This window comes from Cytobacillus horneckiae, assembly GCF_002835735.1.
GTDB classification, from domain to species: domain Bacteria; phylum Bacillota; class Bacilli; order Bacillales; family Cytobacillaceae; genus Cytobacillus; species Cytobacillus horneckiae.
This window is the reverse complement of the sequence record NZ_PISD01000047.1, coordinates 1-22,033: the sequence shown is the minus strand read 5'-3', so window position 1 is coordinate 22,033 and position 22,033 is coordinate 1. Positions and strand designations below refer to the sequence as shown.

The 22,033-nt window shown below is 36.9% G+C and carries 22 protein-coding genes; 16 read left to right on the top strand and 6 right to left on the bottom strand.

Going from position 1 to position 22,033, the window contains the following annotated elements:
* Nucleotides 1–3 precede the first annotated feature (3 nt).
* Both CWS20_RS19860 and CWS20_RS19855 read left to right on the top strand, forming a co-directional pair.
* A complete protein-coding gene (locus CWS20_RS19860) occupies nt 4–729 on the top strand; it encodes a hypothetical protein (RefSeq protein ID WP_066190141.1) in 726 nt (241 codons plus the stop codon).
* 514 nt (nt 730–1,243) lie between these two features.
* Complete coding sequence (locus CWS20_RS19855) at nt 1,244–1,996, top strand: nucleotidyltransferase family protein (RefSeq protein WP_241504222.1); 753 nt, start codon at nt 1,244–1,246, stop codon at nt 1,994–1,996.
* 425 nt (nt 1,997–2,421) lie between these two features.
* Here the strand turns inward: CWS20_RS19855 and CWS20_RS19850 are convergent, their stop codons facing one another.
* Entirely contained in the window at nt 2,422–3,210 is a 789-nt protein-coding gene (locus CWS20_RS19850) for an SDR family NAD(P)-dependent oxidoreductase (RefSeq protein ID WP_083957151.1), read from the bottom strand.
* A 26-nt stretch (nt 3,211–3,236) separates the two neighbouring features.
* Nucleotides 3,237–4,250: an AraC family transcriptional regulator gene (locus CWS20_RS19845; RefSeq protein WP_066190148.1), complete on the bottom strand. Its 1,014-nt coding sequence runs from the start codon at nt 4,248–4,250 to the stop codon at nt 3,237–3,239.
* Nucleotides 4,251–4,974: 724 nt separating this feature from the next.
* Between CWS20_RS19845 and CWS20_RS19840 the strand changes: the two genes are divergently transcribed.
* The 3 genes from CWS20_RS19840 (at nt 4,975) to CWS20_RS19830 (ending at nt 6,744) form a co-directional block, all read left to right on the top strand.
* Complete coding sequence (locus tag CWS20_RS19840) at nt 4,975–5,535, top strand: sugar O-acetyltransferase (RefSeq protein WP_066190151.1); 561 nt, start codon at nt 4,975–4,977, stop codon at nt 5,533–5,535.
* Between the two features lie 194 nt (nt 5,536–5,729).
* Complete coding sequence (locus CWS20_RS29075) at nt 5,730–6,053, top strand: serine hydrolase (protein WP_066190153.1); 324 nt, start codon at nt 5,730–5,732, stop codon at nt 6,051–6,053.
* A complete protein-coding gene (locus tag CWS20_RS19830; RefSeq protein ID WP_066190158.1) occupies nt 6,046–6,744 on the top strand; it encodes a serine hydrolase domain-containing protein in 699 nt (232 codons plus the stop codon). Before CWS20_RS29075 ends, CWS20_RS19830 begins: the two co-directional genes overlap by 8 nt.
* A 681-nt stretch (nt 6,745–7,425) precedes the next feature.
* Here CWS20_RS19830 and CWS20_RS19825 read toward each other — a convergent pair.
* Nucleotides 7,426–7,782 carry a hypothetical protein gene (locus CWS20_RS19825; protein WP_083957152.1) on the bottom strand — a complete coding sequence of 119 codons (357 nt, stop codon included), beginning with the start codon at nt 7,780–7,782 and terminating at the stop codon, nt 7,426–7,428.
* A 504-nt stretch (nt 7,783–8,286) separates the two neighbouring features.
* On the opposite strand from CWS20_RS19825, the gene bioD reads away from it, so the two are divergent.
* Genes bioD through bioB form a run of 4 tightly spaced genes read left to right on the top strand, consistent with a single transcriptional unit; the run spans nt 8,287 to nt 11,943 of the window.
* A complete protein-coding gene (gene bioD / locus CWS20_RS19820) occupies nt 8,287–8,979 on the top strand; it encodes a dethiobiotin synthase (RefSeq protein WP_066190161.1) in 693 nt (230 codons plus the stop codon).
* Nucleotides 8,976–10,355 carry an adenosylmethionine--8-amino-7-oxononanoate transaminase gene (gene bioA, locus CWS20_RS19815; protein ID WP_066190164.1) on the top strand — a complete coding sequence of 460 codons (1,380 nt, stop codon included), beginning with the start codon at nt 8,976–8,978 and terminating at the stop codon, nt 10,353–10,355. The genes bioD and bioA overlap by 4 nt, the downstream gene beginning before the upstream one ends.
* On the top strand, nt 10,352–10,948 hold the full coding sequence (locus tag CWS20_RS19810; RefSeq protein WP_241198592.1) for a biotin transporter BioY: 597 nt from the start codon (nt 10,352–10,354) through the stop codon (nt 10,946–10,948). Before bioA ends, CWS20_RS19810 begins: the two co-directional genes overlap by 4 nt.
* Nucleotides 10,945–11,943 carry a biotin synthase BioB gene (bioB, locus tag CWS20_RS19805; protein WP_066190167.1) on the top strand — a complete coding sequence of 333 codons (999 nt, stop codon included), beginning with the start codon at nt 10,945–10,947 and terminating at the stop codon, nt 11,941–11,943. The genes CWS20_RS19810 and bioB overlap by 4 nt, the downstream gene beginning before the upstream one ends.
* Nucleotides 11,944–12,158: 215 nt before the next feature.
* Here the strand turns inward: bioB and CWS20_RS19800 are convergent, their stop codons facing one another.
* Both CWS20_RS19800 and CWS20_RS19795 read right to left on the bottom strand, forming a co-directional pair.
* Nucleotides 12,159–12,842, bottom strand: coding sequence for a YetF domain-containing protein (locus CWS20_RS19800; RefSeq protein ID WP_066190169.1), 684 nt, complete (start codon nt 12,840–12,842; stop codon nt 12,159–12,161).
* A 166-nt stretch (nt 12,843–13,008) separates the two neighbouring features.
* Nucleotides 13,009–13,443 carry an organic hydroperoxide resistance protein gene (locus CWS20_RS19795; protein WP_066190171.1) on the bottom strand — a complete coding sequence of 145 codons (435 nt, stop codon included), beginning with the start codon at nt 13,441–13,443 and terminating at the stop codon, nt 13,009–13,011.
* 170 nt (nt 13,444–13,613) lie between these two features.
* On the opposite strand from CWS20_RS19795, the gene CWS20_RS19790 reads away from it, so the two are divergent.
* From CWS20_RS19790 to CWS20_RS19765, 7 genes are all read left to right on the top strand, one after another.
* Nucleotides 13,614–14,279: an adenine nucleotide alpha hydrolase family protein gene (locus CWS20_RS19790; protein WP_066190174.1), complete on the top strand. Its 666-nt coding sequence runs from the start codon at nt 13,614–13,616 to the stop codon at nt 14,277–14,279.
* A gap of 813 nt (nt 14,280–15,092) precedes the next feature.
* Nucleotides 15,093–15,248 (top strand): hypothetical protein, encoded by a 156-nt coding sequence (locus tag CWS20_RS28120; RefSeq protein WP_157090478.1) that lies wholly within the window; start codon nt 15,093–15,095, stop codon nt 15,246–15,248.
* A gap of 69 nt (nt 15,249–15,317) precedes the next feature.
* A complete protein-coding gene (locus CWS20_RS19785) occupies nt 15,318–16,346 on the top strand; it encodes a Bug family tripartite tricarboxylate transporter substrate binding protein (RefSeq protein ID WP_066190176.1) in 1,029 nt (342 codons plus the stop codon).
* 158 nt (nt 16,347–16,504) lie between these two features.
* Nucleotides 16,505–16,960: a tripartite tricarboxylate transporter TctB family protein gene (locus CWS20_RS19780; protein ID WP_066190178.1), complete on the top strand. Its 456-nt coding sequence runs from the start codon at nt 16,505–16,507 to the stop codon at nt 16,958–16,960.
* 15 nt (nt 16,961–16,975) lie between these two features.
* Nucleotides 16,976–18,502, top strand: coding sequence for a tripartite tricarboxylate transporter permease (locus CWS20_RS19775; protein WP_066190179.1), 1,527 nt, complete (start codon nt 16,976–16,978; stop codon nt 18,500–18,502).
* A 75-nt stretch (nt 18,503–18,577) separates the two neighbouring features.
* Nucleotides 18,578–20,158, top strand: a complete 1,581-nt coding sequence (locus CWS20_RS19770) for an ATP-binding protein (protein ID WP_066190181.1) — start codon at nt 18,578–18,580, stop codon at nt 20,156–20,158.
* 3 nt (nt 20,159–20,161) lie between these two features.
* A complete protein-coding gene (locus CWS20_RS19765) occupies nt 20,162–20,887 on the top strand; it encodes a response regulator (protein WP_066190184.1) in 726 nt (241 codons plus the stop codon).
* A 218-nt stretch (nt 20,888–21,105) separates the two neighbouring features.
* Here CWS20_RS19765 and CWS20_RS19760 read toward each other — a convergent pair whose 3' ends face one another.
* On the bottom strand, nt 21,106–21,753 hold the full coding sequence (locus CWS20_RS19760; protein ID WP_066190186.1) for a VTT domain-containing protein: 648 nt from the start codon (nt 21,751–21,753) through the stop codon (nt 21,106–21,108).
* Nucleotides 21,754–22,033: the final 280 nt, after the last annotated feature.

The following is a 22,033-nucleotide window of genomic DNA, read 5'->3' as shown; positions in this document are numbered from 1 at the left end:
GGGATGAATTCTTTATACGGAACGGTGCGGTTAGTATCCGAAGATGCCTTATACTTCTTCTTTGGGAAGCTTGTGTTTCTCTATATAACTATTCCCTTGACATTAGTTTGGCTCATTATTGGCTATATATTTGGAATTGGAGATGATGTAGTTGCTGCGATTTCAGGTCCAGCTTATTTCTTGATTGCTTTCTTTGGAATTGGTGGGTATAAGTCACTGTATCCAGTAGCAATTGGGTTAGGGAGCACAAGGACACAATTCCTCAAAGTGTTCTATGGTGTTAGTATATTAGGTGTTGTTTTAAGTATATTATTTCTAAATGTATTGCAACTTATTTTAAAAACTGTATTCCTACAATGGGACATCGACCCATATATCTTACACCCTGGAGTATTCTTAGTAAACGAATATCATTTCTTTACGTATTTATGGATTGATCTCATGTTTGGCTTGTTTCTTGTTGGAGTTCCTTTTTTACTGTACTGTATCAATTTTAGATTGGGAATGCGTAAAAGTATTATCGTTCTTATGCTGTTGTCGTTTGTTGCAATGTTTCTGTATTATGGTGGTTATTTGAATAGTAGTATGGAATGGTTTTTGGGACTGGATTTAGATGCTTTAGGAATGACTCTCATTACTTTATTAGGTTTATGTGGAATTGGAGCATTACTATTAACCTATCCTATAATGAGAAATGCTTCGTTAAAGCCTAAGTCAAGGAAAGAATAGCAGCGATACGCCTATTAGCTTTAGATAGATAAAAACCAACTCTTGAAACAAGAGGGTAGCACGGTCAGTTTTCGTTTGCTAGTAAAAGTAGTGATAAGTCAAAAAAAACCTACTTCAAACAACTCTTAAGAGCGTTAAGTGGCGGGGGAGTTCACTTCCCTTCGTACCTAAATATAATTAATAAACTTGCAGTACGGTTCGAAAATGAAGAATTTACAGATGAAAAAGAGATAGAAAAAATGTCTGGATACAATAATGCTATTGTTTCTATCTTGAAGTGTATAAACCTAATATATGAGTATGATGTAAAGATTAATTAAAGTAACGGGGCTTTCCTCAAATAAGGAAGCTCTTTTCTTATGGAAGAAAAGAGGCAGGTTAGTTGAATAGGAAACTAGTCTGCACACACTATAATTATAATATAATTAGGAAAATACAGAAAAAGGAGCGGGTATAAATATTTCATTTAAATACAGGATATGGACTAGACCCTGATGGATTTATTGTAAGCGATGTGAGTAAAGACAAAATTGATGATGTCTATAAGAACTGTATTCGAGAATCTGTGGAGAGTCTTAAAAGTTTATTTCATGAACAATTGCATAGTGTTTATGTGTACGGTAGTGTAGCAAGAGGAGATGCGATTGTAAAAAAATCAGATTTAGACCTTATCGCTTTGTTAGACGGCAAATTGAGCTCCATTAAGTTGGACAAATTAAAGAAGCTGGCTGAAGAACTGTCCCAAAAATATCACTCTCTATTTCGTGATGTTGGTATAGCGGTTGCATATTACGACTATACAGTTGATCCTTCAAATTATTACGAAAATGCATTTCTTAAGGAAATCTGTATTTGTGTGTATGGAGAGGATTTAGGAGAACGATTTGGTCCGTATAAACTTACATCTGAGATTGCAATCAGTTTTAATGATGATATTTATGAAGCTCATAATCGGACGTTAAAAAGATTAGAAACAGCTACTATGGAAGATGTTAAAACATTTACACAAGGCTTTGCTCGTAAACTCATTCGAACCTATTATTCTATGGTTATGGTACGTTCTCAGATTTGGACAACACGACTTCATGAACAGTCTGAAGTCTTTATTCACCACTTTCCGGAAAAAGAATCAATTATTCGTACTCTGATAAATTGGATAGATGAACCACCGACGGACCGAGAGGCTGTGTATAATTTATTTAAGTGTGAGGGTGAATGGGCTAGTACCAACTTTTTATATGAATGTAAAATTCCTTTTAAATTATAGTGGGGTTGTAATGAATAGTCTGATGCCAATGAGGCAGTATTTTTATTTTACAAACGAGGCAATTTACAAGAAGGATAATGTTATATTCAGTAAAAGTAGGAATAGATATCTCAATATTACGGTGAGAGAATTATGGGAATTGATTTAGAAAACGTCTAATGACTTATGGTAATAACAAATTAAATGAGCATCTCTTACATCGGGGGAGAAATTGCATTAGGAGGTACGCTCCGAAACCATTATAAAGACATTGAAAGAATCCAACCGAGGCCTTTTTTTAGGTGAAGGGTTAGTAAAAGTAAACGCTCCGAACTTTGCCGTGAACTTTGAAAGGCTCTGATAAATTCGGAAGTTTACTTCAAGGGTAAGTGTTGCACGAGAGCTATAACAAATTAAATAGGCTGCCCTTCTGAAAGCTCTTTTGATTAAAAAATGGTCGGGACCATTCCTCCATCCATACGGATTGGTGATCCTCTAAATGCAGATGCATAGGGTTTGCATAAGAATGCAGCTAGTTTTCCAATTTCAATCGGTCTGATAAATCGCTGTATTTCAGATTGTGGCAGATTATTGACCATGAATTGTTTTTCTTTTTCTGAGAAGGTTAAGTTTTCATTTCTGTAAATACCCTCAATTATATCCTGGACATTTTCAGAAAGTGTTGGTCCAGGCATAATTGTATTGACGGTCACTTCTGTTCCTTTTGTTAGTATAGACAAGCTTTTTGCCAATGATAGCAGCATTGACTTTGTCATACAATACTGAGGCATTTGTCCAGAGGGCATTACTGCTTCTTCACTTGCAATAAAGATGATGCGTCCATCATTATTGTCCAGCATTTTTGGAAGATAATGTTTACATAATCCATTTGCGGCTAAGACGTTAGTTTCGAAGTATTTTTGCCATATTTCATCCGTAACATCCTCGTATTGCATGATTTCGTAAATACCCATATTGTTAATTAAAATGTCTACATTGGGGAACTTTTTAAATAATTCCTCTCTCTGTTGAACATCCACAATATCGGCTGCAGCATTTTGAGGAGTAGTAAGCGGGTATTCTGATTTGATTTCCTGTACAGTTCGTTCTACCTCCTCATAATTACGTCCATTTATGAGAATATTAACTCCTTCTTTAGCTAATTCTTTTGCTATTGCTTTACCAATGCCTTTTGTTGAGCCGGTAACTAAAGCGGTTTTATTTAATAATTCCAAGATACATTTCTCCTTTAAGCTGGTTATCAATTTAGTTCGTTTATAAGTGCATGTTCAGCACGCCAATTTAAAGGGGTTTCACCTTCCCAACTTCGAAAGGCTCGATAAAACGAGCTCTGATCTTTATATCCAACAAGAAATGCCACTTCTTTAATATCTAGATTAGGATTAGCCAAGTACTGTTTTGACTGTTCATGACGGGCTTCCTTTAACAGCTCCTTAAAGCGGGTTTCTTCATTAGTAAGCCGGCGCTGTAAGGTTCGTTCGCTCATGCCGAGCTCACTTGCTACATCTTGTATGTCGAGTCGTTCTCCTGTTAAATTGCGTTTCAATATCCACTTAACTATCTCCGTTATGGAATGACTGTGTTGCTGTTCCTCTAATGTTTGCTCCAATACTGGTGTTAAAATCTCCAGTAAGTCAGCGTTGTAGGAAGTAAAAGGACGATTAAGGTCATCTCTTTGCAATGTCAGACTATTACGTTTTGCTCCAATGTGGATAGGGCAGCCAAAGTATTCTTCAAGCGCCTGTACTTGATCAAATGAATGTGTAAATTCCACTGATTTCGCTTTTATAGAATAACCGGTGCCTCGTCGTCCAAGTTCCAGTAAAAACGCGAGAGTGGTCCCAACAAGTAGGGGTGGTCCAGTATGCTCAGTATCAAACCATTCCAGTTCAATTACACAATTTGTGTCTTTCTCCATAATGCGTAATTTTTCAGGAGGACACATTTCTTTGTACCGAGTCATTCTTTCAAGAGCATCCCGATAATCACGGGCATGGTAAGCTGCCAGTACAGACGGGGGATACTGCGTTGTTTCAAATACTGTCGGAAGTTGCAGCATTCCAACTTCCATGTCACCGATGATATCGGAATATGCTTGCCATAATGCGTAATATTGGTCAACAGTGACAACTGGTTCAGTGATTACAGTAAGCGGCATTTTTGCTTTTCGAACCAAATCATGAGCATTAATTCCAAGTTTTTTTAGCCCCGTCCAAAGTCCATCCGGTATTCTAACACGAGTATTTATAGTCATTCCTATTACACCTTTCTATCTATCAGCACATTACAGCCAGCTCTGTTAACGGGATAGTTATTTCATTTTACTTATATATTGTCTTTCTGTAATTAGCAGGGAACGACAATCCATTTGCCAAAGACGCCAAGAATGAGAAATTCTATTGTAATTATAACAACTTTAATTATTGCTTAAAGCTACTCACTGAAGATATAGAGGTAATTTCACTTAATAGTTCCGTAACCAATGAATGAGCGGAATACTTAATTTGACTTTGTTATTTTCCGGTGAATATTACTGTATTCGATGAATTAGAAGTTTTCGAGGGAGACGATATATTTTTATTGAATTTCCATCTGCTTAGAACATAGAATTTCAAAATGGAACAAAATCCGAAAGCGTTGTCATTAGGCCGTAGTCGTACGAATTAGTGTCTGTCAAAGTTTGTGATTGCAAGTACTGGTAATGTATTCACTTGGCATGAGAAGCATACTGATTTGGAGTTTTCTTTATACTATGGCGACAGGATTTGGCCCAGAAATTTTTCAACAAAACGGACATTGTAAGCAAGCCATATACTTGTTTACGGAATCATTTATATTCTATTCAAACTTAATAAAAATGTGGATATCGTAAAAAACTCCTAAGGTGATATTGGTCAGCCTCTTTACAATGGTGTTATCATGGATTCGAGGAAGGGCGGATACTACATCAAAAGCACTGAAAGTAAGGTGAAAAAATAATGAAAAATGAAAAAGAAAAAATGTTGAATGGTGAACTTTATTATGCAGCTGACCCAGAATTGCTAAGAGAAAGAACGAACGCTAGAAGGTTAACGAGATTATTTAATGACTCACTCGAAACTGATGATAACAAGAGGTTGGAAATATTAAAGGAACTATTTGGTTCCACAGGAAGGAACTTTTACATAGAGCCAACCTTTCGATGTGACTATGGTTACAACATTCACATTGGGGAAAATTTTTATGCTAATTTTGATTGTGTGTTTCTTGATGTTAGTGAGATTCAAATAGGTAATAACTGCTTTATTGCACCCGGAGTTCATATTTATACTGCGACTCATCCACTGGAAGCAAATGAAAGAATATCTGGTGCAGAATACGGAATTCCAGTAAAAATAGGTGATAATGTCTGGATTGGTGGGAGAGCTATGGTTAATCAAGGCGTTAAAATAGGTAATAATGTCGTAATCGCTTCAGGTGCAGTTGTAACAAAAGATGTGCCAGATAATGTGGTGGTGGGTGGAAATCCTGCAAAAATAATTAAACGAATGGAAGAATAAATTGTTGTGGAACGAGAGGGGCTGAGTAAATAAATTAAATTAGATTCTGCTTCTATGTCTAATTTAATAATTAATTTAAGAATGTTAGAGTCTATGCGTGTACAGGATATTTCTTATAGCTATTCCTTGCTTAATCCCAGTACGATAATATAGCATTTAATCTGTAATTTTAGAATTTTTCGGAGGTAAGAGTTTTGAAAAATTGGATTGACAATCATTTTAGTACTTTTAATGGCAGTATTTTTTTAGCGAAGGGTAACGATGTTTTAGTTAATAAAGGGTATGGGTTTGCTGATAAAGAAAAGAAGAGTGAAAACAGTTCAGAGACAAGATTTATGATAGCCTCAATTTCGAAGATCTTTACAGCTACAGCAATCATTCAATTGTATGATAAAGGAATGTTAAATATAAACGAACCAGTAAATAACTATTTAGATATAAATTCCTTAGAAGAAGATATAAAAAATTATCCATCTTTTGAATCATACGTCTGGATTAAAGAATTTTGTTATGTGTAGAAAAGCATTTAATTTAAATGAAGAGAATAAACCAATCAATATAGCGAAAAAGATTTGTGATATGAAGAGAAACTTTAAGGCAGGAGAAAAGTTTGCCTATAACAATACAGGATATTTGATGCTAGCATTAATTGTAGAGAAGGTTTCACAAGTGAAATATGAAGATTTTATAATGCAGAATATATTTTTACCACTCAAGATGAATAATAGTTCATTTGTTTCAATTATTAATGACGACTACGCAAAGGGGCATAAAAATGGTAAGAAAACACCATTATTTCATGCTACTGCTTTCTTTGGAAGTGGAGACATCCTATCAACAACCGGTGATTTACATAAATTTATAGTCGGACTCAATGATGGGAAGCTTATCAATAAACCGTTGATAGAAGAGATGCAAAAGATCCATGCTCAAAATACCATTTTGAAATATGGTTATGGATTTGGCTTTATCATTACAGATAAACTCGGAGAAACATCTGTAGGCCATAGCGGGTCAATTCCAGGTGGCTATGCCACGCAGCTATGCTTTTATCCAAAAAGTGATTTAGTCATTATCGTGCTATGCAATGATATAAAAAATGTAAAAAGAGTCATTCCAGGCATGCTGACAGCTCAATATATTGAAAGAAGTATATACGAAAGAATCACGGGAGAAAAAATAAGTACAATGCAGAAAATTATGCCGTAAAAAGTTTTTTATTTATCGGAGTTTACGCAATTCTATCACATGGTTCATACTAGAAACTTTTCTTTTTTTTTGCTGCTGTAGCTATTCCCTATCAAGAGGTTACGAGTATAATAATTTAGATCGTCTATGATTCTATTATGAACAATAATTAAGGTTTAAAGGTCTCCATCATGTTTAAGGAATAAAATGTATATTTTGGTTTGATGCCCCTGCCTCAAAGTTTAGAGAAAGCTTTATTGGTGAAACTGACCGTAAAAGCCTGATAATCAGAACTCAGACTAAATACGGCACGTCCTGTGGCAACCCGCCTTAGTGACCCGCATCCTGCGAGAGAGCCCCCACTAACCACCAGTGGGGGGATGAAGGATAACACGGATGGAAGTTTCACTTTATTAAAAAATAGTCCTCTTGCTACACCTTCCGTAATATGTAATGATCAACCTGATATTAGCTAGTCTTATTTTAATAGTAGTTACACATATTTGGTAAGCCCCTTCAAAAACCATAATGCCCTTCCAGGCATCTACATCTATAAATTTTACATATTATGGAATGTAGGAAGACGAGAAACGTCCTTTTAATCATATCCCCAAACAATACCCATTAATATGAGCCACGTCAACAAAGGGATGGCTAAACTTTTAATGGCTTCCAACCACTCGTACTTTTTATTTCGGCTTTTCAATAGTCTATCGGTAATAAAAATAACAAAGAGGCTCCTATGCTAATCCAAAATAATACTAAACTAAAAACGATATGTAAGGCTCCTGAAACAAATATTTCTGCGTTAGTTTCTTTCGCTTTAATCGAAATAAACTCTCCTATTTTATCACTAATAATAGAGGTTAAAATCCCATAGATCATTATAACTGGCATACTGTACATCATATAAATAGGTGTAACCGAAATTACAGAAAATAAATAATTTTGAATTGAAGTTATATTATCTCCAAAAGGATTTGTCCAGATGAAACCTAATAAAACGGTAAAAAGAGTACCAGATATTGAAGCTGAGATTATTTTCCTCGATAAAATCATCCTCACCTCTCTTTGTCCACATATATTTTATCATATCAATGGTTAAGATTTGGTCTATATCAACATCTTGGCTTTATCGAGATAAAGAAAAGAGCAGCTGCAGCAACTGAGTGTTAAGCATAAGCCCCCTATATCGTAAGTATTCTCAGTGCTTATTTATTGCAGAAATGATGTGGGTTAACGAATGATCATTGTACGTATTTCTAGAGATTCATTATATAGAAAGCTATCAAAGAGAGGAATTTTCTATTATAACTAGATCAAATTCCATTTGTGTTAAAGAATTTATAGAGACAAAGGTTGATCGTGCTGAACTTCTTTTCTTTGTCTACATTTAACATAAATTAGTGTTTATGAGATCTATAGGTACAAATGGAGGGAGCAGTTTTACATTGGGCATGCAGGTCATCCTCTTCCTCTTGTTTAGAGAATATATATTTACAAGATTGTCTTTAATATGTTAACCTCTTTTTATATTGGTTTACATATATGGAGGAATATCTTATGACACAGCATTTTTGGATATCTGGCACAGATACAGATGTCGGAAAAACTTTAGTAACGGCATACTTCATGCGATATTTTCAAGCAAAAGGAGAAACCGTCACACCTTACAAGCCTGTTCAAACAGGAATCATTGTAGAGAATTCGAAGGCATATTATGGAGATACGGCATTTTATCAATCATTCAGTGAAGAAATCTTAGTAGAAGGGCATTTGAATAGTTATTCTTTTGAAGAGCCTGCTTCACCTCATTATGCTGCCATGTTAGAAGGCACAGTAATAGAAGGAGAGGTCATTCTACAACATATTGAGCAGCTAAAGTCTTTGTATGACTATGTGATTTGTGAAGGGGCAGGTGGCTTGTATGTTCCATTAAATGAACAACGCAACTATCATTTTCTCCGCTTAATTCAACAATCACAGTTACCTGTAGTATTAGTTGCCCGTACAAAATTAGGCACGATTAATCATACATTACTATCGGTCGAAGTACTTAAAATGAATAATATCCCAATTGCTGGTATAGTATTTAATGCGTTTGAAGGTACCGAACTGGAGAGTAATAACATAAAAACAATTGGGAAAATCACTGACTTACCTTCTATAGTCATTCCAAAGTTTAAAAATCTATCAGCTTTAAAGAATTTTCTGCTGGAAGATACTGAATTTTTCGAAAGGTTGTTTAGTATATGATTTCAACCATTTCAACCTTACAAAGAAGAGATTTAAATCATGTTTGGCACCCTTGTTCTCAGATGAAGGATTATGAAGAGCTTCCTCCTATTGTGATCAAAAGCGGGAAAGGCATTTACTTGTATGATGAAAATGGAAAGCAGTATATTGACGCTGTATCTTCTTGGTGGGTCAATTTATTCGGACATTCTAATAAACGTATTAGTACCGCCTTAGCCAATCAAGCTTTTCAATTAGAACACGCGATATTTGCCAACTTTACTCATGAACCAGCCATTTTTTTAGCAGAAAAGCTTGCAGAAATCACTCCGGATGGATTAACTAAAGTATTCTTTGCTGATAATGGATCATCTGCGATAGAAGTGGCTTTAAAAATGAGCTTTCAATATCATATGCAAAAAAATAAACCAAATAAAAAACGCTTTCTAGCTTTAACAGATGCCTATCATGGGGAAACCCTGGGTGCACTATCTGTTGGAGGAGTGGATCTATATCATGCGGTCTTTCAACCTTTATTACTGGATACGGTGCGAGCACAAGGACCCGATTGCTTTAGATGCCCATTTAATAAGAAGCCTGACAGTTGCAACACACCGTGTCTATCATTTGTGGAAGAAAAATTAAAGGTGCATCATGAAGAGCTGACCGCTATCATTATTGAACCATTAATTCAAGCTGCGGCGGGAATGAAAATGTATCCTCCTTCTTATTTAAAGAATTTAAAGGAGCTGTGTCTGCAATATGATGTCCATCTTATAGCAGATGAAGTTGCAGTAGGATTTGGTCGAACGGGAACGATGTTTGCCTGTGAACAAGCTGGAATTACACCTGATTTCATGTGTTTATCAAAGGGCTTAACAGGCGGTTATTTACCATTGTCCGTCGTTCTAACTACTGAAAAAGTGTACGCGGCATTCTATGATAACTATGAAACGATGAAAGCTTTCTTACATTCTCATAGTTATACAGGTAATCCTTTAGCCTGCAGAGTGGCATATGAGGTATTACAAATATTTGAAGAAGAACATTACATAGAACAGATTGAAGAGAAAGGCGCCTTCATGAAGGAGTTAGCATCCAGTGTATTTCATCACCAGTCATACGTTGGCGAGTACAGACAAACTGGTATGGTAGGGGCTATTGAACTAGTAATAGATAAAGAGACAAAAGAACCTTTTCCTAGTAAAGATAGAGTTGGATATCAAATTTATCAAATTGCTTTAAAGAAAGGCTTGCTCCTAAGACCATTAGGAAACGTTCTTTATTTTATGCCGCCTTATGTAATTACAAAAGAGGAAATAAGGACCATGATTGATCTAACAAATGAAGCGATACAGCAATATTTTGATAATGCCTTCGTTAAAGGAGGTGCTTGAAGATTAATAAGAACTCAACCGTTTCATTAGCCTTCATTTCTTTATTTTCTGCTTTAACAGCTATTGGGGCATTTATTAAAATTCCGTTACCATATGTTCCGTTTACACTGCAAGTCCTGTTTGTCTTTTTAGCTGGGAGTTTATTAGGAAGTAAAAGAGGGATGCAAAGTCAGCTTGTATATGTCGGGATTGGCTTAGCAGGTCTTCCTGTCTTTACACAAGGAGGAGGGATTGGTTATTTTCTACAACCGACATTTGGTTATTTAATTGGTTTTATTGCTGGGGCATTTGTAGTGGGATGGATAATTGAACGAATAGCCAACCCAAAGACATATCAATTTATTTTTGCTAATTTGGCAGGATTATTGGTGATTTACTTAATAGGGGTACCTTATCTATATTTGGCACTAAATATATGGATGGGCATCCAAAGTAGCTGGGCACATGTATGGATGGTTGGTTTTGTTTATAGTATTTTCGGCGATATAGTGATTTCAGTTATTGCTGGCATTTTAGTTACAAGATTATATAAAGTATTTCATAAAAATCGAAATGGCCAACCTATCAAAGTACAAGAGGAGAGAACGATATGAATTGGTTACAATTAGCACAAGAAGTGATTGAGGGGAAAAAAATTAGTAATCAAGAGGCTAGTAGCATTCTTAATTGTAAAGATGATAATTTACTGCTGTTAATGAATGGTGCTTTTCAGATTCGTAAGCATTATTATGGAAAGAAAGTTAAATTAAATATGATCATTAATGCGAAAAGTGGATATTGCCCTGAAGACTGTGGTTACTGCTCACAGTCTTCTATTTCCACTGCTGAAATTGAAAAGTATCCATTTATTTCGAAAGAGGAAATTTTAGAAGGCGCTAAACGGGCATTTGAAAATAAAGTTGGAACGTATTGTATTGTCGCCAGTGGCAGAGGGCCGACTAGAAAGGATGTCAATGTTGTCAGTGAAGCAGTTGAAGAAATCAAAGAAAAATATGGACTAAAAGTATGTGCTTGCTTAGGCCTATTAAAGGAAGAACAGGCAGCTCAATTAAAACAAGCAGGCGTCGATCGGTACAATCATAATTTAAACACTTCTGAGAAGCATCATTCATATATTACAACTACACATACATATGATGACCGTGTAAATACGGTTGAAATTGTGAAAAAGCATGGCATTTCACCTTGTTCTGGAGCCATTATTGGAATGAAGGAAACGAAAGAAGATGTCATCGAAATTGCTCGTGTATTGCATGAGTTAGACGCAGATTCTATTCCTGTAAATTTTCTTCATGCAATTGATGGGACAAAACTAGAGGGTGTTCAAGAATTAAACCCTCGTTATTGTCTTAAAGTGTTAGCGCTATTTCGTTATATCAATCCTACGAAGGAAATTCGTATATCAGGTGGACGTGAAATAAATTTAGGAAGTTTGCAACCTCTAGGTCTATATGCAGCGAACAGTGTTTTCTTAGGAAACTATTTAACAACGGAAGGGCAAGAAAAAAATCAAGATATAAAAATGCTAGAGGACTTAGGGTTCGAGATTGAATTAGTTTCAAAACAAGAAGAAGCATTTTCTTCTTAATTGTTTTATCCACATTAGATAGATGTTTTTTCGAGATGTGATTTTCAATAATTAGGCCTATTATGAAGTAACTAAAGTCTAATTTCTCATTAGCAAAACCGAGAAATTAGACTTTTTCATCGCAATAGGGAGAACATCCTACTAAGCAAAGGAAAAAAGCTTCGAAGATTAGCTCGTGGGAAAAAAGCGACTAGGTGTATACTCTTTTTTTTCAATCAATGCGGTTCATTAAGCTGTACAAAAAGCCCGTCATCCTCTAGCCATTCGGCTATGAAAACATGACTGTACTTAGAAATACCTTGAGAAGAGAGTTTTGTTCTTAACCAAGATTCATCTAATGATAAATCTTTAAGTTCATCCCATAAGACTTCACCATCCCGAATAAGTGTAACAGGCACATAAGCAGGCTTTAATGCCATATTGAAATCTCCTTGGGTCGTTTTTTGATACTTGTTCTTTTTCAATATGCTTATAGAACCGTTCGCTTCTAAATAACAATAAGCAACTTCTCGGATAGAGAACGTTTCACTTTGCCTAAGCAGGCTTTGGAGCTGATTAAGGTTCATTCTATTTTTCTTTAATGCTTCACGATCGACTATTCCATTTTTAATAAGAGCTGATGGCTTTCCTTCAAATAAGCCACGAAAAGATAGATATTTCTGGCCTAAATATTCTACAGAAAAGAGTAAAGCAGCCCATAATAGCATGGAATATAGAATATAAAAGACACCTATGCGGTGATCATATAACGCATTGCCAAGCAATTCGCCTAATACAATAGAAGAAATAAAAGTAAAAGGGGTTATTTGGTTGATAATTTTCCTTCCTACTATTTTGACGATGATAAAAAGAAGGAAGAACCCGATTATAAGTTCAATTGTTAAATTTAATATATTCATGATGTGCATACTCCCGCTATATTTCATTTCAAGGTCCTAGATTTATTTATTTCCAGATACTATCTAGTCTAAAACAAATAATTGCAGAAGGATTTTGTGTAGTTGCAAAAATAAGACAAGAAGCACCTAGTGCCTCTTGTCTTAAGGTTTTTCATATTCTGCGAACTTAAAGCTGATCAACTGCTGTAGCTTCTAATTCGACCTCGATATTTCCGTGCACTGCTTTTGAGTAAGGACACATTTCATGTGCTTTATGAACGAGTTTCTCCAATGTGCTTTGGTCAGTTCCTGCAGCTTTAACTTCGAGTTTTATCTCGAGGCTGTATCCTTGCTGTTCATCCTTCAATAAACTTACATTCCCTATGACTTGAGTGTCAATTGGGGTTTTGTCCAGTTTCGATACGTTTTGCAGCGCACTTTCAAAACAGGCAGCATATCCTGCAGCAAATAATTGCTCTGGATTTGTCGCTTCTGGCATTTCTTTTGCCCGCTGCGTACCTGGCATGGCGATTGCCATATTGAAATTTCCGTCTTTAGAAACGGCTGTTCCTTCACGTCCACCTGTAACTGTAACGGCAGTTGTAAATAATTTTTTTGCCATGATAACACTCCTTTTTATAAAAACTGTGATGAATAATAACTCTTACTACATATATATCCTCTTTTATTAATGTTACACGTACATATAGGATTTTCATTTATTTTATGAATGAATTAATGATGAATGTTCATTCTAAAAATGAGCTGTAATTTTAAAAGGAAGTGAACTGAATGTCATCTTTCCAACAAGAAGAGCGCATCCTTATTTGTGTATACTATGGTCAAAATGGTTTGCGCCTTATACGAAGAGGCGCCGATATTGCCAATAAACTCAGTGCATCGTTGTTTATTCTCGTGCTAGACCCTTTGCCGGAAAAGGAATATAAGCTAGATAAGAAAGTAGATATGTCCATATTTAAGGAAGTGGCAAATGAATATGGCGCGGAATTAATGATTAAGAGAAGCCGCATGAAAGATATTGCCAGCATGATTGCGGAAGAAGCTAAAGAGAACAAAGTGACGCAAATTATGATTGGCCAGGTGGCCGAGAGTTTATGGACCACCCTTCTTGGCAGATCAATCACAAATATTATTCTAGAAAAAGCGCCATTTGCAGATCTTCATGTGATGCCACAAGAGCTGTCTGAAGAGAATATTGGAGAGTTTGAACGGGGGATTCAATCGTACATAAAGGAAAACAAGGATGGAACCTACGAATTATCTTTTAAGAACGAACAGGATTTTGATTACGAAGGAATATTTTTTAAATGGGCGCAAACAGATTTTAATAGCGGGATTTTTGCCTTTAATAAAGATGGCGGTATTATTGAAGTTCGCGTTAAAGATGGCATTGTTTATAGGTTAATTGATATTGATGAAGAGGAAGATGAAATATAATTCAAAAGGGCTGTCCAAAAAGTCAGTATGAACTGACTTTTTGGCAGCTCTTTTAATGTCCCCGACCAACAAACCTTATGATAACGAACAAATCCAAATCCTCTACGATATTCAGGAGTTCATTCCAAGTCATCAAGTGGAAGAAATCGACCACTAATTTCGAGTGAAATGGTGGATGATTCAAGAAAACCCCACCGAGTTCAGTTGATAAGCAAGCGCCGGATTCTCATCAAGAAAACCCTCCCACCGAGTCTAGTTGATAAGAAAGCGCCAGATTCTCATCAAGAAACCTCCACGCGAGTTCAGTTGATAAGAAAGCGCCAGATTCTCATCAAGACCCCCTCCGCCCGAGTCCAGTTGATAAGCAAGCACCAGATTCTCATCAAGACCCCCTCCGCCCGAGTCCAGTTGATAAGAAAGCGCCGGATTCTCATCAAGAAAACCCTCCCACTGAGTCTAGTTGATAAGAAAGCGTCGGATTCTCATCAAGAAAACCCTTCCACCGAGTCTAGTTGATAAGAAAGCGTCGGATTCTCATCATCAATGGGTTCGTTGAAATTTTGAATGAAAGTCAAGATGAATTACAAGTAATCAGAAGAAGTGGCAACAGTACTTGAAGAAATAGTCTTAACCATAACGGAACAAGTAGACAAGGAAATATATGCGAAAAAACGGCCAACAGATACGCGGTGTTTAATTCCTCACGCCGAGTCTTCTTTGGCGCCCATGTCAAAAACAGCGATCGCTTATGTAGGTTGATGGCAGTGAAGAAAAACTATTTGTATGCGATAGATGAAGGAAAGGAGCCGTGTTTTGATTGTGCCATTAACCCACAATGTACAAAAAGTAGCAGGCATTTGGCTGGCTAATTCCCTAGCTGAAAAGAAACTAAAAAACTGGTTATTCTTTTTTATTCGGACAAATAATTTTAATGAACAAAACGTTTTTAAAAGTTTTAATGTATTTTAAATGGTTATTCATAAAAATTCTGAATTTTTATGTAATATAAATTAAAACGCTTACAAAGGGGAAATAACAATGATTTCTTTAAAAAAAGTATCAGCTTTTTTACTTGCAGGTGCACTTGTTGCTGGAATGGCCGCTTGCAGCAGCCAAAATACATCCAGTGATGAGAAAAGTGAGGGAGGAGCTGGATATCCTAAAAAAACAATAACTGTGGTCGCTCCTTCTGGTGCAGGCGGGGGCTGGGATTTAACTGCTCGTTCGTTCGCTAAAGTGTTAAATGAAACGAAGCTCGTTCAACAGCCAATGACTGTTGAAAATAAACCAGGAGGCGGCGGTGCTGTATTCATGGCTGAATATGCTACCCAGCAGGCTGATAACAATGACATGCTATTGGTCAATTCTCCTCCAATTATCATCAATCATTTAAAGAAAGAAGGCAACAGTCCCTATGGATATAAAAATACGACACCATTGGCTCAGTTGACTAAAGATTACGGTGCGATTGTGGTGAAGGCAGATTCAGAGTTTAAGGATTTGAAGTCTGTGCTTGAGGTAGTTAAGAAGGATCCAAAAGCGCTCACTTTTGCCGGTGGTTCAGCTCCTGGGTCGATGGATCACTTAGTTTCTATTCTGCCTGCTTATGAGTATGGAGTAGATCCGACAAAAATTAAATACGTATCCTATGACGGCGGTGGTGAGGCAATTACGGCCCTGCTTGGCGGTAATGCAGATGTAATTGGCACAGATGCTTCAAGTGTGAAAGAGTTTATGAAGTCAGGGAAAGTAAGAGTGCTGGCGATTACTTCTCCAGAACGCCTGACAGGAGATTTTGCTGATATCCCTACTGCGATTGAATCAGGTGTGGATGCTGAGTTTACGATTTGGAGAGGGGTATTCGGTCCGGAGAATATGTCAGAAGAAGCGAAAAAATATTGGGATACAGCCTTGGACAAACTAGTCGATTCACCAGAATGGAAAAAAGAAGTGGAAACGCAAGGCTGGGAACTTGAGTATAAAAACAGTGCTGATTTCAGCAAGTTTTTAGCTGAACAAGACACTCAAGTACAGCAATTATTAGAAGCTTTAGGTATGGAGAAGTAAACAATTGGCGAAGGGAATTAATTTTTCCTCAAAGAGATTAGGAAAAGGGTATTTTTTTGAAAAATGACTGCTCCACCGTCTGCCCCTCTTTGCATTAGAAAGGACAACTTTCCAATGGTGAACTAATCGCTTATGCCTTTGTCATGGGAGGATATTTAATGGATATTAAATTTGATCGTTGTGCAGCAGTTGTATTTTTGGCTGTAGGGTTGCTCAGTGTGATAGGGAGCAGGGGTATTGCAAGTTCGTCCTATGGAAGCGTAGTAGGACCTGATATTTTTCCGCTGTTCCTTGGAATATTGCTGATGATTTTGGCCATTCGACTATTTTATGAGACCTTTCAAGTTTCAAGAAGCGCCGGAAAGAAAGAGAAGCTTCGATACAAACCTTTCTTTATTATTTTTATCGCTACATTGCTTTATATTCTAACTCTGGAAACAATTGGTTATGTCATTACGACATTCGTTTTCCTTTTCATTTGTTTTCAAACGATGGAAAAAGGCAAGTGGGTGACATCACTTATCATTTCAGCTGGCTTTTCAGGTGTAATTTATTTCTTATTTGTAAATGTATTAAAAGGAACACTTCCAGGTTGGCCGATCTGGTTTAGTTGATAGGAGTGTTAAAGAATGACGACAATTGAATATTTAATGAATGGTTTTGGAACCGCACTTATTTGGTATAATCTTCTTTTCGCTTTTGTAGGGGTGCTAATAGGAACGGCGGTGGGGGTTTTACCTGGCATCGGTCCAATGAGTGGTGTTGCACTGCTCATTCCGGTTACAGCGACGATAACCGGTGGATTGCCTCCTGAACAAGCGGCAACCAGTGCAATCATCCTTCTTGCAGGTGTTTACTATGGGGCGATGTATGGAGGTTCAACGACCTCGATTCTTTTAAATACCCCAGGGGAATCGTCCTCGGTGGTCACGACTCTTGATGGCTACCAGATGGCCAAGAAAGGCAGAGCGGGAAGTGCGCTCTCGATTGCGGCCATCGGCTCCTTTGTAGGTGGAGCAGTAACAATCATTGCTATGGTGCTATTGGCTGAACCGTTATCAAATATAGCATTGAAGTTTGGTCCTGCTGAATACTTTTCTTTGATGCTATTAGGTTTAGCCGCTGTAAGTGGATTAGCGGGGAAATCTGTAACAAAGGCTTTAATGATGACAATTTGCGGCTTGCTAATTGGAACGATTGGTATTGATAACGTCTCAGGGATTGCCCGTTTTACTTTCGACATTCCATGGCTTTACCAAGGAATAGAATTTTTGACCATTGCGGTCGGCTTGTTTGCCTTAGGCGAGGTATTTAAAACAATTTTGGAAAAAGAAGAGGAAGAGGAAGATATAGCAAAGATTAATAATCTTCTGCCATCTAAATCTGAATTGAAGGAATCAGCCGGGCCGATCGCACGCGGCTCAATTTTAGGCTTTTTTATTGGAATATTACCTGGCGCAGGAGCTACATTGGCCTCATTTTTTTCCTATTTAACAGAAAAACGAATATCCAAAACACCTGAAAAATTTGGAACTGGAACAATTGCTGGTGTCGCTGCCCCGGAAACGGCAAATAATGCGGCTTCAGGCGGAGCGATGATCCCGTTATTGACGCTTGGGATACCTGGATCGGGAACAACGGCCATTTTAATGGGAGCCCTTATGATGTATAACGTTCAGCCGGGCCCATTATTATTTGATGAACATCCAGATGTTGCCTGGGGGTTAATAGCAAGTATGTTCATCGGCAATATTATGCTGCTGATTTTGAATCTGCCATTAGTGAAGGTATTTGCGAAAATCATCCTGACTCCAAAGAAATATTTATTGCCGATTATCATTGCCATTTCTATTTTTGGTGTATATGCTGTCCAGGTTTCCACTTATGATTTACTGCTGCTGCTTGCATGCGGGGGTTTGGGCTACTTTTTAAGCAAAAACGACTACCCGATTGCACCGCTTGTTTTAGGACTTGTATTAGGCCCAATGATTGAAAATAATATGCGCAGAGCTTTAACTATTACCGATGGAGACTATAGTATATTCTTTACACGTCCGCTTTCGCTTACATTTTTAATTATTACTGCATTGTGGCTGCTCATTCCAGTATTTATGAAAATGAAAGGCAAGAAAGTCATAATCAATGTTGAAGGCTAATAAAACAGAAAATTGGGAAAAAAACTCCTTTTTAATAGGAGTTTTTTTTTATATGATGAGAGATGAGGTGGATAGATGCGTTTACATATTAAATTGATGCTCGGTATTTCACTATTAATTATTTTAATAGGCTCTATTTTTGAATTATCTTTTACAACGATGATGGAGAACACATTGAAACAGGAAAAAGGAGAACAGGCCTTATCAGTTGCCCAATCTATCTCTCATATTCCAGAAATTAAAGAAGCGTTTTTGACTGATCAACCTTCCTTAATTATACAGCCAATCGCAGAAAAGATACGGAAGCAAGTGCGTGCAGAATTTATCGTCATTGGGAATCGTGCAGAAATTAGATATTCACATCCCAATTCTGATAGATTAGGCCAAAAAATGGTAGGAGGGGACAACGAACAAGTATTTGAAGGCCAATCCATCATCTCTGAATCGGTGGGAACGCTAGGCCCTTCCTTAAGGGGGAAAGCACCTATCTATTTAAATGGACAGGTAATTGGCGTCGTTTCTGTCGGTTATTTACAAGATGATATTAAAAAGGAAATTACTTACGTTCGCAGACAAATGTTCCTCGTTACATTCTTCATTCTAATAGGAGGCATTTTTGCGGCCTACTTTATTTCAAGGAATATGCGTAAAGCTACATTTGGATTGGAGCCTAAGGAAATAGCATGGATGTATCAGGAAAAACATGCGATTTTAGAGTCCATACACGAGGGAATTATTGCGATAGATGTATTTGGAAAGATAACGGTGGTAAATGAGACAGCGCATAAGATACTTCAAGTCGATCATATGTTGCGCGGACGAAGAGTGGATGAGCTCCTTGAAAACATGCATTTGCTTGCTGTCGTACATACCGGCAAGGCAGAGTATGATCAGGAATACATCATCCATGGAGAAGTTTATTTGGTTAATACGATCCCTATTTTAAGCAAAAGAGGGATCGTCATTGGTGCAGTAGCCAGTCTGAGAAATAAATCGGAATTGTCCGATCTTCTGCAGGAATTATCACATGTTAGAGCTTATGCTGAAGGATTGAGGGCTCAAACTCATGAATATTCTAATAAGCTTTACACGCTCCTAGGATTAATTCAGCTTGGTTCATACAAGGAAGCAATTGACTATATATCGAAAGAAGTAGATGGCACCCAAAGCTTAATCCACTTTTTGATGAAGGAAATACCTGATCCAATTCTTGCTGGGTTCATTTTAGGAAAGAAAAGTCTTGCAAGTGAAATGAAAATAGATTTTACGATTGATGCATCTAGCAGCTTTAAGGATTTGCCAGTTGAAATAGATCGAGAGAAGGTGGTGACAATCATTGGGAATTTGGTGAACAATGCCTTTGAGGCTGTCAGAGAGAGTGGCAAGGAAGCTAAGGAAGTGACCCTCTTTCTGACTGATTTGGGCAAAGAGCTGATTATTGAAGTGGAAGATAATGGAGTAGGGATTGACTTGCAGAATAGTGAGTCTATCTTTGAAAAAGGATTTACAACAAAAAATACAAATGCAAATGCTGGAATCGGATTAAGCTTGGTTCAAAATGCAATAAGTGAACTGGGAGGATATATTACTTTCACTTCTGATAAAGACAAGAACACAGTTTTTACAGCTGCTATTCCAAAGAGAAGAGGTATTTAATGAATGAATGATGGTCGAGAAATAGAAGTACTGATTGTAGAAGATGATTTGCGGATTGCAGAAATACAGCGGCAATATATTGAAAGTATTGAAGGTTTTCAGACAATTGGAATTGCTGCAAGTCATTTTGAAGCTAAAAAGTTTATCGAAGTATTTCAGCCTGACCTTATCTTGTTGGATGTTTACTTTCCAGATATGAGCGGGATTGACCTATTAAAGGAAATAAAGCAGCAGGATAAACAAATGGGCGTCATTATGATTACTGCAGCAAGGGAACTGGAAATGGTACAGGAGGCAATTACAATCGGAGTATTCGATTATATGATCAAACCTGTTGTATTTGATAGATTTAAACAATCCTTAATGGGATATCAAGCATTTCATCAACAGCTGCTTGATTCAAAAGGAAGCGACCTGCCGCTTTCACAGCAGCAAGTAGATCATTTACTTAGGAGAGACAAGAATTCAATTGAAAAAGAGAAAGTAGCGAAAGAAACCGTTCAATTGCCGAAAGGAATCGATCGCCTAACGTTAGAGAAGGTATTGGGTGTTCTCGGCAATACAAAGGAAAGAGGGTTGACTGCTGAGGTCATCGCTGTGGAGATAGGGGTAAGCAGAACGACGGCACGGCGTTACTTAGAGTATTTAATGTTTGAGGAAAAAATTGAGGCAGATTTATCATACGGGCATGTAGGCCGCCCTGAAAGAGTGTATTCTGTAAAAAAATAAATAATGGCCATGCCTGAAAATATTAATTAAAGCAAAAGTTTAGTTAATATTCCATTCAATGATGGATCTTACTTTTGATAAAGCGTCTGTATCCGACTCGGTACAGACTTGATGACATATTTTGTTCCCTTTTATTAAAAAAGTTTCTCTTTCATTTTCAATCCTTCAGCTTCTAACAAAAAATAGCCTTTTAATTAAAATAGGCTATCTTGTCCAGCTCATAATAATTTGCTTTTATGCGTTTGTTTTAAATGATATTTTTTCCAACTTAATAGTACAACGGGCACGAGCAGAGGAATCGTTGAAATAATAGTTAAAGAAAAAAATAAATGATTTTCAACCCATTGAAAGTTTCCGAGAACAAAACCAGCACTCATCCAAAAGAGCAACCAAACTGCGGCACCAAGCATATTGTACTTTAAGAACAACAAGAATGGAAACTTCACCATTCCACATACAAAAGGAACGGTCGTACGCATTAATGGAACAAATCTAGCGAGAAAAATGGAAGTATACCGATATTTCCTTATGAAGGTATGTGCGTTTACCATTTGGTTTTCCGTTAACCAATGTCTTTTTCTATTGACCTTCTTCACGAGGAATCCGAGCGAAAAGTTTTGGCTATCCCCCAATAAGGTAGCAAAGAAAAAGATGGTGATTAAAATTCCAGCATTGAGCTTGCCCATTGCTGCTAAGGACCCGCAGGCAAAGACAATGGAGTCGCCTGGCAAAAACGTAAGAACGACAAATGCAGTTTTTAAATAAACAAATAAAAACAGGAGGGCGTAAACAATCCATCCATAGGTATAGATAAAATCAGATAAATGTTTATCAAAATGGGAAATAAAATTGATTAACTCATACATGCTTTACTCGCATCCTCTTTATGTCTCTTACTTTACTTTTTCACATATTCATACGATATTCACAGATATGGTTTTGGTTTAAAAAAATTAGAATGCAGCCTTGCCCAAAATTTTTCAGGGATAAAAAAAGAGGATGACAAATGAAAATGCCGTCCTATTATTGGACGGCATTAAAACAATTTTTATCTACCTTTTATTGGTTTTTTTACAGGGTCTTTAACAGGTTCTTTTATCGGCTTTTCATCACCGGGTTGTTTAACCGGTTCTTTAATTGGTTCTT